This is a genomic window from Marinobacter sp. MA (assembly GCF_048298425.1).
GTDB lineage: Bacteria > Pseudomonadota > Gammaproteobacteria > Pseudomonadales > Oleiphilaceae > Marinobacter > Marinobacter salsuginis.
The window spans coordinates 1880198-1893779 of the sequence record NZ_CP103058.1; the positions used below are offsets into that span (position 1 = coordinate 1880198).

Consider the following 13582-nt stretch of genomic DNA (forward strand, 5'->3'; position numbering starts at 1 on the left):
ATGCTTTCAGTGCTATTCTGTTCGCCAATTCCGCTCTAGCAACTCGTATTCTTTCTCGGGGCCAATTGGCGGCGTCGCCATCATGCGGTCGAGCTGGTCGTCTAGTACGCTTCCTCCGCTGGCTGTCCGGTAGCCATCGCCTGCAACTGGCAGACCTGTTTCCACCTGAACTCGCTGTTCCCAGTGGCCTGAATGGGTGCGGCAGGCAATCTGCTCGAACGCATTGCTGTGGGTCTCTAACCGGAACTGCCGGCACCATTCAGCGGATTGGTTTCTGAAGGTCAGTCGAGGCGTAAGTTCGATGTTGGCATTCACGGAATAGGTTTCTCCGCTGGGGCGGCTATCAAGAGTCGCCGCTACCTCTGACCATACCGCATTTTCCGCGGATGGCATGGTAAGCCACTGAGCCATCGCGAGCCCTGCGACCACGGCTGCTGCAATGGCTTTACCTGAATGCCCACGCAGTCTGCGCCACCAGGGAAACGGTACAACATTGTTATCCGTCGGCAATGGCGTCTCCCGATTATCCTCAGCGAGCATCCTGGTGATTGATTCGGGCATGGGACGGCCATCAATGTCGCCGTAGTGGCTCTTTAATTCCGAATCAACGGCCGCAAGCTCCGCCAACCGGTCGGTCAGGGATGGGTCTGTTGCGAGCCGCTCCCTGACAGCCTCCATCTCCGATGGGCTCAGTTCACTGTCCAGGAATGCTGACAGTGTTTCGTCTGTAATCTTCATGACTCGCTCCTCAAGGTTACGGGTGACAGAGCTTCGCTCAGGGCTGCCCTGGCACGGGCCAGTCGGCTCATGACAGTGCCTTTGGGCACCTCGAGTATTTCCGCCACCATCTTGTAGGGCATTCCCTGGATAGCAACGAGAGAAATGATCTGTCGCTGGTCTTCGGGAAGGCGCGACATGGCAGCGTCCACACGGCTCCACTCGATCTCTTTCGTCGTCTGATGCTCGCCATCGGTGACTTGTCCATCGCTTAACTCCGGATTTTCGGTGGCATCCCGACGAACCTTTCGAGCCCGGCACTCGTCTATCCAGACATTGCGGCATATCCGGAAGGCCCATTTCATAAGATCGACATCGCTGGGCATATCGCGGGTCAGGATTCTCTCGACGGTATTCTGCAAGAGGTCGTCGGCATCGGCCATGGAGCCAGTCAGGGAGTACGCAAACCTTCTCAGAGCTGGTAGTAGATCCGTCAGTTCCTGTTGCATAGTTCTCGTTCAGAATGGAATGTATGGGTAAGACGATCCGGCTCAGGTTTTATTCCATGCGCCAGGGAATTTTTTCCAGTTCAGGCCGTTAGAGTAAGTGAAACAATCCAGAATTTGGACGGTAACCATGAAGCCGCTTTTTAAATTGTCGATTCTGTCAGCCGTGATCATGTGTTGGGCGCCGTCATCTGCGACCGCGCTCACTGCGGACGGACTGATCAACAACCCGGCGAGCGGTATCACCCGACAGGTGGAGCGAAACGCCGAGCGGTTGGTGGAGCGGGCAGCAACTCGTCGAGCACAGCAACAGGCTGAGAACCTCCGGAGTGCCCTCGAGTCGCTCCCGGATAGCCTTCCTGTATTCACAGTATCAGGGCAAAAAGCGTTTAATGAAGTCGTGCAGGAGGATGGCTTTAGATCTGTAGAGAGGCAATGGCTGGTGACCGGCACGCCGGAGGACATCAATCGCCTGAACCATCCTGGGATCACCGTTCTGGAACGTACAACCTTATCCGGGCTTGGCATGATCGTGGCCAGATTCCGGGTTCGTCCGGACCTGGATTCATACCAGAGTCTTCGCAAGCTTTTGCCGGAACTGGCCGACCGCCTGGACCGTAACCACGTATACAGCCCGCGGACAGGTCCATCCGATTCTTCGGAAGTGCCTGCACTTCGATCGGGTGTAAGCCTGTGTGAGGAGCCGGTCAAAATTGGAATGATCGACACGTCCGTGGCAACGGAACATCCCGCCTTTGGTGCAGCCCGTATAGTCGAACAACGTTTTTTGTCGCTCGAAGGGAGTCGCGGCGAACTGGCTCCTGTAACGCAACATGGTACAGCGGTTGCGGGCCAGTTGGTTGGCAGGCAGGGTAGCGAAGGGGAGGCCAGGCTGCCGGGCGCGACACTCTTTAACGCCTCGGTTTTTTACTCGCGGACAGACAATCTCTCCGGAGCCACGCTCGTGCATTTGCTGAAGGGTTTGGACTGGCTGGCGACACAGGAACCATCAGTGATCAATATCAGCCTTACCGGTGCCGATAACCGGCTACTGGCAGCGGCGGTCAGACGACTTGCTAATCAGGGTACGTTGTTGGTTGCTGCAGTTGGCAATGAGGGGCCTGCCGCGTCACCGCTTTTCCCGGCGGCGTATTCTGAAGTGATTGGCGTTACCGCAACCTCCCGCACAGGTGACCTCTACCGATGGGCAAGTCGCGGAGAACACGTGATGTTCGCAGCCCATGGTGTTGCGGTTAGCGTTCCTGACCCGGAGGGAGGCCTGGCGACGGAGAGCGGCACTTCACTGGCCGCTCCGGTTGTTGCTGCAGCCCTGGCCTGTGAAGCCAATGGTAGCAATTCACAGAAGGCAGTTGAGGCTTTGATAGACCAGGCTCAGGACCTCGGTGAGCCTGGTCGGGACAGTCTTTTTGGTTTCGGTTTCCTGCCGTATTGACTTGTCCGACTCAGAAATCTGCCCTGAGTGTCAGGCCGGCAATGGTTCGGCTGTAGTCGTTGGAGTCCTCGGTGCCTTGGTAAATACCATGAGACACAGAGGGCTCGACGCTGAAAGTCCCGTTAAGACCAATTCGCCAACTGGCTTCGAAAACGTTGGCCTGCTCGGCCCGACGACTGGATGACGCGTCCACAAAATCTCCCGTGAAAGGGTTTTCGAGAAACGAGCCAGAAGAAGAAACCGCTGGTTGATCGTATTGCCGTGTTTCATATCGCCAGCCAAGACGAATCCGATTATCCTCTCCTCTCAGCACAAAGCGGTTGAGCAACGTCGCCCGCACTCGCCAGACGTCGTTGTCGAAGGAGTCCGCTTCGGCATCCTCCTCGTCGTAGTCCACGCCGATCACGAAGTGACTCCTGGCGTTATTAAAGAAGAAAAACGAATCAAGGCTTGCACCACGGATGTCCGAATCGCGAGCCTCGCTTTCCTCGTAGTCCTTTCGCTTATCCTGCAGGCTCGCGAGCAGGTAAACATCGTCACCAATGAGGCTGCCGAGATAGGCGCTTGCCCTGTGGAAATCGAGAAAGGGCTCTGAGCCCAAAACCGAGTGGGAATAATGGTAACTCGTACCAAGGGTTACCGGATCAAAATCATAACTGAGATCGGCGGACAGTAAGTGAATGTCCTGGTCGAATTGATCCAGCTCCCGATATCGACTGCCAGAGAGGGAGTATCCGAGGGTAAGGTTCAGTCGCTGGGCAGGCTTGAGCACGCCTTCCAGGCCGGCGTCAAAAACCCAGGCCTGATCACTCCGGTCCGATGAGGCGTTCAGATCATCCACGGAGACATTGCTGTCGTGCTCAATACCGGCTGACAGGTGTCCGTTTAAGGTAGCTTGTTCTGCGGCGTCGGCAAAACACAAAGGGGCCATCAGACCCAAAGCGGTAACGTACGGTAGAGATCGCGTGAAGATCATAACGGTGTTTCTCCTCAGCTGAAAAAAGAGCCGGGCCAAAAGAGGCCCGGCGATTCAGATTTGGCTATCGGTTCAGAGCAGGCCGCCGCTGGCGGAACCTTTTACTGTGCTCTTGACAGAATTCTGAACCTGGCTTCTAACGCTATCGGACACCGACGTACCGATCTGTTGATTGGTTTCAGCACGGATTTCAGCATTGCGAGCCTTGTTCATCTCGCCTTTTGCCTTGTCGGCCTGTTCATTGGCTTCATTCCGGGCGGCATTTGCCGTTGCCGAGGCGGTGCCTCGAACCTGTTGACCGGTCTCAACACCTGCGCTGACAGCTTGATTGGCATTCTGGCGAGCTTCGTCCCTTGCCGCCTTGCCATTTACGCTACCTTGAGCGCTGGCCGATGCGCCACCTTGCGCGGAAACGCCGCTCTGGCTGCTGGCTTCGGCCGACATGTTGGCATCGGCCTGTGCGTTGGCGTTGGCAGCGCCTTCGGCTGCAAAGACGCCTGTGGAAAGAAGTGAGCAGATTGCGAGTGTCAGTGCGTGTTTCTTCATGGTTACGTCCTCCTGTTTTACCCTTTTGGGTGGCTTTCATCAGGAGGACGGTCCAGCCTGGGATTTATTCCAGAAAAACTCAGACTTTTCTAAAAACCTGCTTTGGCAGCCCGTGCGACGTGCAGTTTCTTGTAGCTTTCGATCAACCGCTGATGCTTTTCCAGTCCTTCCAGCTGCATGTTGGTTGGTTCAAGACCATGGAAACGAACGGTTCCGTCTATTGAGCCAACAACGGCTTCCATGGTTTTCTCGCCGAACATGCGGGTGAAGTTGGTGATGTAGTCGTCCATCTCCATCTCGTCATCCAGGGTAACCTCCAACGCTGCATACATCGCCCGGAAGAAGAGGCCCCGCTCAACAGTGTTGTCGTTGAACTGAAGAAACATGTCGACGAACTCCAGCGCTTCTTCGTGCCACTGCAGGGCAAGGCAGATCAGGATCTTCAGCTCAAGGATGGTGAGCTGACCCCAGACGGTGTTTTCATCGAACTCAACCCCGATCAGGGTGATGATGGTCATGTAGTTGTCCAACTGGCTGGCTTCCAGTCGCTCCACCAGATCGGCCAGTTGCTCCTCGTCCAGACGGTGCAGATTCAGGATGTCTTCCCGGTAGTCCAGAGCCATGTTGGTGTTGTCCATGATCAGGTCTTCCACCGGGTACACCTCTGAGTACCCGGGCACAAGAATCCGGCAGACCGGCGCGCCCAGTTCCTCATAAACCGCGACATACACTTCCTTGCCCAGGTCCCGGAGGATACCGAACAGACACTCCGCTTCCTCCGCGTTGGTGCCGGAGAAATCCCATTCGACAAACTCATAGTCGGATTTCGCGCTGAAGAAGCGCCAGGACACAACGCCGGTGGAGTCGATGAAGTGCTCCACAAAGTTGTTCGGTTCGGTCACGGCCAGACTGTTGAATGTCGGCGGCGGCACGTCGTTAAGGCCCTCGAAGCTGCGGCCCTGAAGCAGCTCGGTCAGGCTCCGCTCAAGGGCCACTTCAAAGCTCGGGTGAGCGCCGAAGGAGGCAAACACGCCGCCAGTGCGCGGGTTCATGAGCGTTACGCACATCACCGGGAACTGGCCGCCCAGGGAAGCATCTTTGACCAGGGTCGGGAAGCCCTGGGCCTCCAGCGCTTCAATGCCTTCCAGGATGTCGGGGTATTTTTCAAGAACCTCCCGGGGTACGTCCGGCAGGGCGATTTCCTCTTCGATGATCTGCTTTTTGACGGCGCGCTCAAAGATTTCCGACAGGCACTGAACCTGCGCTTCGTTCAGCGTATTGCCGGCACTCATGCCGTTGCTGAGAAACAGGTTTTCGATCAGGTTGGACGGGAAATACACCGTCTCGCCGTCGGATTTTCGCACGTAGGGCAGGGAGACAATGCCCCGGTCGGCTCTGCCAGAGTTGGTGTCGATCAGATTGGAGCCACGAAGCTCGCCGTCCGGATTGTAGATGGCCAGACAGTGGTCATCCAGGATGCCGTCGGGCAGTTCGTCGTTCGGCCCGGGCTTGAACCACTTTTCGTTCGGGTAATGGACGAACTCGCTGTTGGCGATTTCCTCGCCAAAGAACTGGTCGTTGTAGAAGAAGTTGCAGCTGAGCCGTTCGATGAACTCGCCCAGGGCAGAGCAAAGGGCGCTTTCCTTGGTGGCACCCTTGCCATTGGTAAAGCACATCGGTGAGGCGGCATCGCGAATGTGCAGTGACCAGACGTGTGGCACGATGTTCCGCCAGGACGCGATCTCGATCTTCATGCCCAGCTCCTCGAGGATGCCGGTCATATTGGCGATGGTTTGCTCCAGCGGCAGGTCCTTGCCTTCGATAAAGGTCTGGCTGCCGCCTTCCGGCTGAGTCATCAGCAGTGCCTGGGCGTCCGCGTCCAGGTTCTCGACGGTTTCAATCTCGAAGGTGGGCCCGGTCTGGACAACTTTTTTTACCGTGCACCGATCGATCGAGCGCAGAATGCCCTGTCGGTCTTTTTCAGAGATGTCTTCTGGCAGCTCCACGGAGATCTTGAAGATCTGGTTGTAGCGGTTTTCCGGGTCCACGATGTTGTTCTGGGACAGGCGGATATTTTCGGTGGGAATGTCCCGGGCGAGGCAGTAAACCCGTACGAAGTACGCCGCACAGAGTGCCGACGAGGCCAGGAAGTAATCGAACGGGCTGGGCGCCGAGCCGTCGCCCTTGTAGCGAATGGGCTGGTCCGTTACGACCGTGAAATCGTCAAACTTGGCTTCAAGTCTGAGGTTCTCGAGAAAGTTGACGTTGATTTCCATTACACAGAGTCCTGGATCGGAGAATTTGGCGCGCCATGGCTTTTAATGGCGGCCATTATCCAGTTTTTGCCCGCGTTCGTCTTGGTCGGTCTTCTACGGATAGGCGCAAAATCAGGATCGCAAGACCCGCCGCACAAGCACCGGACCCAGCAATTCAAAGATGATCGTGGAGGCGACAACCACCGGCAGTATGGTATCGCGTAGTTCCGGGAAGCGCTCTGCTGCCAGAAGTGCCATGCCAATAGCCACGCCCGCTTGTGGCGTTAGCGCAAGACCAATACTGCCGGGGAGCTTTTTGCCCCGGGCGGGTGCCACCAGGGTTGAGAGGTAGCCACCCAGAACGCGACCGGCCACACGAAGCGCAATGTAGGAAACGGTCAGAACGATCGCATCTGTTGCCTGGTAAAGATTGACGCTCGCCCCGGAAAGAACGAAGAAAAACACCAGGAACGGCCATTCAATGTGCTCGATTTCCCGGAATGACCGGGTGTGGTGATGTGACAGGTTGGCAACCAGGCTCCCGGCAACCATTGAGGCGAGCAGAGCCGATACTCCCATCGACGATGAGAACCCGGCGAGAAGCAGGATCAGCGCGATGGCCTCAACCTGGGTGGGTTCGCCGGGTCTTAAACGACCTGTAAGCCAGACCGCCGGCAAGCCGATCGCGGCGCCCAGCAGAACAGCACCCCCCAGTTCCCATAGAGCATGCAGCACGGCCAGCTCTGCTTCGCTACCGATCACCCAGCCGAGTGTGGCCATACTCAATCCGAAGACAACGATGCCCCAGGCATCATCAATGGCAACGATACCCAGCAGCACCTTGGGCAATAGCCCCGCTTTCCGGTTTTCCTTTACAGATTCGCTGACGGCCGCGGGGTCGGTCGCAACTGATATGGCCGCCAGGGTTATCGCCACAACAAGCGGGTATCCCAGTGCGAGCAAACCTGCGCCCACCAGCAGGCCCCCACCGACTATCACGAAAAGTGACACAACCAGAATAAGTGGCCCCGTTCTTCGAAGCCGGCTCACCTTTAATTCGCTGCCCAGAAGGAAAGCGACCATCACCAGAGCCAGTTGGATCAGGGGTTCAGTCAACCCTCCAAGCAAGTCGCCGTCTCGCTGGCCCAGCCACACCTGATGAATGACCGCAATAACAATGCCCACCAACATCAGGATCGAGATGCGCGGCACTCTGGTGCGACGGGCGATCGTGTCTGCAAAAATACTGGCGGTCAGAATCACGCCAAGCAGGATAATGTTCACGGTTGCCTGCGAGGTTTGGATTGGCAGCCACTCGGGGAGTCGTTCGATCATCTGCGCCGTGGGATCCTTCTCGTTATGCTTGGACGTTCCGGGATGAAGAGCACATTAAGGGATTTTTCAGTAGGTTACTCGGCCTCCGCGAGCGCCAGCTCCACAGCCTGGGCGGCATGGATGCCAGTGGTATCGTACAGAGGCACAGGGGTATCGGCCTGTCTGATCAGCAGGCCAATTTCAGTGCATCCTAGAATCACGGCTTCGGCGCCGCGTTCTGCCAGCGAGTCGACAACCTCAAGGTAGGCACGGCGGGAGTCGGCCACAATCTGTCCCAGACACAACTCCTCGTAGATTACCCGGTGAATCAGGTGCCTCTGGGGTTCATCGGGGATGACCACGTCAATACCTGCGTTTTCGAGGCGTTCCCGGTAAAACGCCTGCTCCATGGTAAACCGGGTGCCCAGCAAGCCAACGCGACTGATGCCATCCCGGGCCAGAACCTTTGCCGTGGCATCCGCGATGTGTAGCAAGGGAATGCGAAGCATCTGTTCAATCTCCGGCGCCACTTTGTGCATGGTGTTGGTACCGATCACCAGGAAATCGGCACCTGCCTTCTCAAGCGATAACGCGGCATCCGAGAGGATTCGGGCAGTGGCTCCCCATTCTCCCTTGTGCTGAAGCGCTTCAATGTCGGCGAAATCGACGCTGTAGAGCACAATCTTCGCGGAATGCAGGCCGCCCAGCCGAGTCTTCACGCCTTCATTGAGCAGGCGGTAATAGGTCTGCGTGGATTCCCAGCTCATGCCGCCGAGAAGGCCAATGGTTTTCATACAAGAAATCCCAGAACAGAGTTTTCTTGGACTGTAGCACAGTCTCGTGCGGTCGGATTGGTGTTACCGTCCATCTCGATTTATGCCGGCTTGTCGTCCATATCAACCGTTTATCTCAAGCTTTCCTGCAGATCCTCTACCCGTGTGAAACTCCGTGGCACTTGCTGTTCTACCGCCTGAATTCATTCACATGGAGACTATCAAAATGAACCCGTTAGCCGCTCAACTTACCATTCGGTTAAGGCTTACTTTTACGGCATTTGTCTTGTTTATCCTGGCTGGCCCGGTCAGCGCTTCCGACTGGGAGGCGAGTCTTGGCCTTTCCGGTGCCTCTATCCAGCGCCATGTAAAGGGCGAGAGTGATCAGCATGTCGTCGTACCTTATGCTGATCTGCGTTGGCGAATGCTCGTGGCAAATCCGGAGGGTGTTGGGCTGGTCACCTCACCCTCGTCTACCGGCACGCTCAAGTTGATGGTGCAGTTACGCCAGTCTGCGTTCGACCCGGCTGAGAACAGAATTCTGAAAGCACTGGAAGACCGGGACGACACCGGTGAATTCCTTATCAAATGGGAGCAGGTTACACCCTGGGTTGATCTCGCGACCTTTGCGTCGGTCGATATGTTAGACCGGCATGGCGGTCATGAATGGGGTATTGTCGTATCGCGAGAATTGGTCATGTGGGGTGGCGCTCTGGTACCAAGCATTGACGTGCGTCAGCAATCCCGAAAGCTTGTTGACTACTACTACGGAGTTAGTCAGCAAGAGGCGTCTGCAAACATTGCGGCCTACGACGGAGAGAAATCGGTCGTGATGCGGGCGTCGGTTTCTCACGTCCAGAAACTGGGAAACCATTGGCATTCGGTGTTCGCGTTCGGTTATGAGAATCTTGGCGACGGCGTTGGCGATAGCTCAATCGTGGAGCGCAAAGGTTACTGGTCTGGCGGTATTGCAGTCTTTTACCGGTTCTAGGAGCAAAGCAAATGAGTTTTCTTCCAGCATCTCGTGAACGAACCGGAGGGCTTGCCGGTATTCTTGCCGGATTAACGTTTCTGTTCGGAATGGTCTTTTATCTTGCCTTCCTGACTCAGATTCAGTTCGGGAATCTATCGGCAGACATCACCTCCCAGCTTATTTACCTGCAGGAGCACAGCAGTTTTCTGTATACATGGTATTTTGTTATTTACCTCGTGTTCGGTTTTGCGCTGCTCACCATGCAGTTCGGGCTGTCGGCGTTGTTGCCGGGAACAGCCCTGAGCCGCGCTGCATCGCTCGTGGCTTTCCTGTGGGTGGCCCTCGTGATTGCCGCGGGCCTGGTGGCAACTGTTGGGCACGATATGGTGATCACCCTGGCGGATGTCCATCCGGAACTGGCACCACAGGCTTTTGTGTCGCTTCACCTGGTTATCAACGGTCTGGGTGGCGGAAACGAACTGGTGGGAGGCGTGTGGCTGATTCTGGTTTTCTGTGCCGCCCGGCAGCGACAGTCTCTGCCAGAAGCCATTCAGTGGAGCGCCTTGGTGGTCGGTATGGCAGGCACGGCCACTGCATTGCCGCAACTTTCAGGGTTCGGTGCAGCGTTCGGGCTTGGAGGCATTCTCTGGTTCGTGGCCACGGGTATGCACCTGGCGTTTAATGAAGCAGGGCACACATCATGATCACTGCGATCCAACGTCTGTGGCGGCGCCACGACCTGCTCAGAGACACCTTACAGACGCTTGTAATCTGCTATTTAATTTCGTTGGTAATCTGGTTGACCGACGCAGGCGATTTCTGGCTGACACTACAGGTGGCTCTTGTGTTCGGAGTGTCGTGCCTGTGTGCGATACGGATCAGCATTCATTATCTTGAGAACCGGACTTCCATGCTGGTGGCGACGGTCATTGGTTACCTGGTAGGAGTTGTGATTGGCACCGTCCATCTGTTCTACCAGATATATGGCACGTTCGAGGAAGTTCGGGAGGCGCCGGCTTCTGACCTGATACTCAAGGTTCTGTTCAGTTTACTGGTGACCTATGTTTTCTATAACTCGCATCGTCTGAACCGCAAACGCAGAGAATTACAGGCTCAACGTATGCGAACCCTTGAACAGGAGAAACAGCTGGCGGAATCCAACTACCAGGTGCTGCAATCCAGAATTGAGCCGCACTTCCTGTTCAACACACTTGCCAATATACGCGTATTGATTGATGTGCGACCGGAGACAGCGAAAACGGTTCTTGATGATCTTACCGGGTTGCTCAGAGGTTCCATGACCAAGGCCGAGCGACAGCTCATTCCTCTGTCTGAGGAGTTGGAGTTTGTGAAAGCATATCTTTCGATACAGCGCACTAGAATGGGAGACAGGTTGAGCTTTGAGGTTGTCGTGCAGGATGACATCGCTGGAGTGAGCTGTCCGCCATTTACCCTGCAGCCGCTGGTTGAAAATTCGGTTATTCATGGTATCGAGCCGAAACTTGAAGGCGGCCATATCCGGGTTCTGGTTGATGTCGGGCCCGAGCGATGCTGCGTTACCATTCGTGATACGGGGCTGGGCCTGAGAAAAGATTATCGTCAGAACAAAAGTGTTGGGCACGGGATCGCCGTTGATAACATTCATCAGCGTCTGGCGCTGCTGTACGGAACAAACGCATCGCTGATATTGGCCAATCAAACAGATGCAAAGGGCTCTGTAACCGGCTGCGTTGCCACCGTTCGGTGGCCGGTCAATCCAGAGGGCACAACATGAATGTCATGGTTGTTGATGATGAACCTTTACTGAGATTCAACCTTCAGAAACTGCTCCAGGATCTCTGGGACGAGGTAGAGCAGGTGATCTGTGTCGGCTCGGGCGTGGAAGCAGTTGAGCGGATCAGGGATGTTGATGTGCACGCGGTGTTTATGGACATAAAGATGCCAGGAATGAGTGGCATTGAGACAGCTGGTATGCTGCGCGAAATAGGCTTTTCCGGGCATCTTGTTTTCGTTACAGCCTACGATCAACATGCATTGGAAGCGTTTGAACATGAAGCGGTGGACTATTTGCTGAAACCCGTGCATGGGGACCGTTTGTATCAGTGTATTGAAAGACTGAGAAAGCGTGACGAAAGGACAGTGAAGTATGAGCTGGATGCTGCGCAGCTGAAGCGCCTATTACCGGTGGCGGGTTCAGGCGAACTGCGCTGGATCAACGCCACCCGAGGTCAACAGGTTCATGTGATACCGCTGGGCGATGTCTGTTGTTTTATCGCTGAGGACAAATACACAACAGTGGTGACCGAGAACGGGGAATTCCTGATTCGAAAAAGCATCAAGGAATTAACGGAAACGCTCGACAGTGGTCAGTTTTGGCGAATTCATCGGGCGACGATAGTGCAGGTCGGCCGTATTTCCAGGGTAGAGCGCGATCAAGAAGGATACTATCAGGTTATTATTGACAGCATTGACAGGGTACTTCCGGTGAGTCGAGCCAATTCACATCTTTTCAAGCAGATGTGAAGCTCATGTAGAGTCATCAGAGTGGCGGATCGAGTGCCCCCTGCTATCCGCTGACCGTCACAATGATCAGTGCCACGGCATAGACCGAAAGCATCAGGGCGCTTTCAAACCCGATCTTCCCAATCCCGTAGCGTTGGCGACGGACCATCCCCATCAGCAGTGTGGCTGTCATTAGGATGCTTACCAGCCCCCAGGTCATTTGTATCGGGGTTATGTCGTGATAGATGGAACCGCCAGGGTAGCCGACATCGGCTGACGCGATCACCAGCATGTTAAAACAGTTGGTGCCGAAAATGTTGCTCACTGCCAGTGTCAGCGCGTTTCTGCGAATAGCGGCAATCGTGGTGACCAGCTCGGGTGAGGAAGTAGCCAGCGCGGTGAACAGACCGCCAATCAGGGTATCAGAGAGGCCCGTTTCGTCACTGATCACTTTGGCCCCTTCCATCAGTATCCATCCGGCGACGCCTGTAATGGCCGCCAGAATGATGAAAGTAACCCAGGCCTGGGCAAGGCCACCGCGAAGGTAATGGCCAGGCTTGTCGGGAACGGTCTGGCGGGTCAGTCGGGGAAACCACATGGGTTTACTGTCTGTTTTGCGAACCAGGTGAAGCCCGAACAGATACGCTGCCGTAATCACGGGTGTGATTGGGTGTATTCCCCAGAGGGATACCGGAGGGCTGGCAATGGCCAGTAGCGGCAAGGCCAGCAAGACAATCAACAACGCAGCGAGCATCAGATTGGTTGAGGATGCGGCCGCGTGCTCCAGGTTCGCTTTGCGGTACATGATGTCGGCGATGCCCAGAAACACCAGATTCGCCGCCATACTGCCCATCACATTGCTCATGGCAAGATCCGGCCTTGAATCCATGGCCGCGCTGAGCGTGGCAGCGAAGTCGGGCAGTGATGTCACGCCCGCCAGCAAAAAGATGCCGAACAATGCCTCTCCCAGACCCGTGCGATCAGCCAGTTCATCGGCTACCCGCGCGAGTCGGCTGCCGGCTGTCACAATAACAACGGATGCGATGGCAAAAGCGATGATGCCGGTAGTCAGTGATGGAAACACTCAAGGCTCCAGCCTGTTGTGATTGGTTGGGTTGCTCAAGGTAACTATAGCGGTTGGGGAATGGCCAGAGGGATTATCGGCGCCCAGAAAGAAATTCGGACTTCTCTGCCTTGTATTCGGGCCCGCCAATCCTCAGTCTTTTTTGAGAACACTTGTGCGGAATGAGGGGAAGCCAGAGCCCATGGAACCCGTTACCAAGAAGCCCTGCATTGATGTCTGCGAGTTCAACAAGAAGGCCATCTGCAAAGCCTGCGGCCGAACCCGGCAGGAAAAAAAGGAATGGAAGCAGCTGTCGCCAGAAGAAAAGCAGGCTATCTGGAAACGTATCCTGGAGTCTCATGGCTCGGGTAAAGGGAAAAATCCCACGGCATTGCGTGAGTTGTACGAGAAGGCCAAAAAGAAGAAGAAAAAGAAGAGCTGATCGCCACAGCAAAGTTCAGGCTGCGGCGATCAGAGATGTCAGGTTGACGTATCAGAAACGAT

The 13582-nt window shown here is 55.6% G+C and carries 14 protein-coding genes; 6 read left to right on the top strand and 8 right to left on the bottom strand.

Features of this window, described 5'->3' with window-relative positions:
* Positions 1 to 12 precede the first annotated feature (12 nt).
* Both NUW46_RS08715 and NUW46_RS08720 read right to left on the bottom strand, forming a co-directional pair.
* Positions 13 to 738 carry an anti-sigma factor family protein gene (locus tag NUW46_RS08715; RefSeq protein ID WP_418141864.1) on the bottom strand — a complete coding sequence of 242 codons (726 nt, stop codon included), beginning with the start codon at positions 736 to 738 and terminating at the stop codon, positions 13 to 15.
* On the bottom strand, positions 735 to 1226 hold the full coding sequence (locus tag NUW46_RS08720; protein ID WP_418141865.1) for an RNA polymerase sigma factor: 492 nt from the start codon (positions 1224 to 1226) through the stop codon (positions 735 to 737). Before NUW46_RS08720 ends, NUW46_RS08715 begins: the two co-directional genes overlap by 4 nt.
* A 127-nt stretch (positions 1227 to 1353) precedes the next feature.
* Here NUW46_RS08720 and NUW46_RS08725 point away from each other — a divergent pair, with 127 nt between their 5' ends.
* Entirely contained in the window at positions 1354 to 2676 is a 1323-nt protein-coding gene (locus NUW46_RS08725; protein ID WP_418141866.1) for a S8 family serine peptidase, read from the top strand.
* Between the two features lie 10 nt (positions 2677 to 2686).
* Here the strand turns inward: NUW46_RS08725 and NUW46_RS08730 are convergent, their stop codons facing one another.
* The 5 genes from NUW46_RS08730 to NUW46_RS08750 form a co-directional block, all read right to left on the bottom strand.
* Positions 2687 to 3652 carry a surface lipoprotein assembly modifier gene (locus tag NUW46_RS08730; RefSeq protein ID WP_418141867.1) on the bottom strand — a complete coding sequence of 322 codons (966 nt, stop codon included), beginning with the start codon at positions 3650 to 3652 and terminating at the stop codon, positions 2687 to 2689.
* Positions 3653 to 3724: 72 nt separating this feature from the next.
* A complete protein-coding gene (locus NUW46_RS08735; protein WP_418141868.1) occupies positions 3725 to 4198 on the bottom strand; it encodes a hypothetical protein in 474 nt (157 codons plus the stop codon).
* 89 nt (positions 4199 to 4287) lie between these two features.
* Entirely contained in the window at positions 4288 to 6474 is a 2187-nt protein-coding gene (locus NUW46_RS08740) for an OsmC domain/YcaO domain-containing protein (protein ID WP_418141869.1), read from the bottom strand.
* Positions 6475 to 6585: 111 nt separating this feature from the next.
* Entirely contained in the window at positions 6586 to 7788 is a 1203-nt protein-coding gene (locus tag NUW46_RS08745; protein ID WP_418141870.1) for a cation:proton antiporter, read from the bottom strand.
* A 74-nt stretch (positions 7789 to 7862) separates the two neighbouring features.
* On the bottom strand, positions 7863 to 8561 hold the full coding sequence (locus NUW46_RS08750; protein ID WP_418141871.1) for an aspartate/glutamate racemase family protein: 699 nt from the start codon (positions 8559 to 8561) through the stop codon (positions 7863 to 7865).
* A 205-nt stretch (positions 8562 to 8766) separates the two neighbouring features.
* Between NUW46_RS08750 and NUW46_RS08755 the strand changes: the two genes are divergently transcribed.
* The 4 genes from NUW46_RS08755 to NUW46_RS08770 are packed head-to-tail and all read left to right on the top strand — an operon-like array spanning position 8767 to position 12036.
* A complete protein-coding gene (locus NUW46_RS08755) occupies positions 8767 to 9531 on the top strand; it encodes a MipA/OmpV family protein (protein ID WP_167516407.1) in 765 nt (254 codons plus the stop codon).
* An 11-nt stretch (positions 9532 to 9542) separates the two neighbouring features.
* On the top strand, positions 9543 to 10217 hold the full coding sequence (locus tag NUW46_RS08760) for a hypothetical protein (RefSeq protein ID WP_418141872.1): 675 nt from the start codon (positions 9543 to 9545) through the stop codon (positions 10215 to 10217).
* Positions 10214 to 11287 (top strand): sensor histidine kinase, encoded by a 1074-nt coding sequence (locus NUW46_RS08765; protein WP_418141873.1) that lies wholly within the window; start codon positions 10214 to 10216, stop codon positions 11285 to 11287. Before NUW46_RS08760 ends, NUW46_RS08765 begins: the two co-directional genes overlap by 4 nt.
* Positions 11284 to 12036 (top strand): LytR/AlgR family response regulator transcription factor, encoded by a 753-nt coding sequence (locus tag NUW46_RS08770; RefSeq protein WP_418141874.1) that lies wholly within the window; start codon positions 11284 to 11286, stop codon positions 12034 to 12036. Before NUW46_RS08765 ends, NUW46_RS08770 begins: the two co-directional genes overlap by 4 nt.
* 43 nt (positions 12037 to 12079) lie before the next feature.
* Here the strand turns inward: NUW46_RS08770 and NUW46_RS08775 are convergent, their stop codons facing one another.
* Positions 12080 to 13099: a sodium:calcium antiporter gene (locus tag NUW46_RS08775; RefSeq protein WP_222464303.1), complete on the bottom strand. Its 1020-nt coding sequence runs from the start codon at positions 13097 to 13099 to the stop codon at positions 12080 to 12082.
* A 181-nt stretch (positions 13100 to 13280) separates the two neighbouring features.
* Between NUW46_RS08775 and NUW46_RS08780 the strand changes: the two genes are divergently transcribed.
* Positions 13281 to 13520, top strand: coding sequence for a DUF1289 domain-containing protein (locus NUW46_RS08780; protein ID WP_418141875.1), 240 nt, complete (start codon positions 13281 to 13283; stop codon positions 13518 to 13520).
* Positions 13521 to 13582 lie beyond the last annotated feature (62 nt).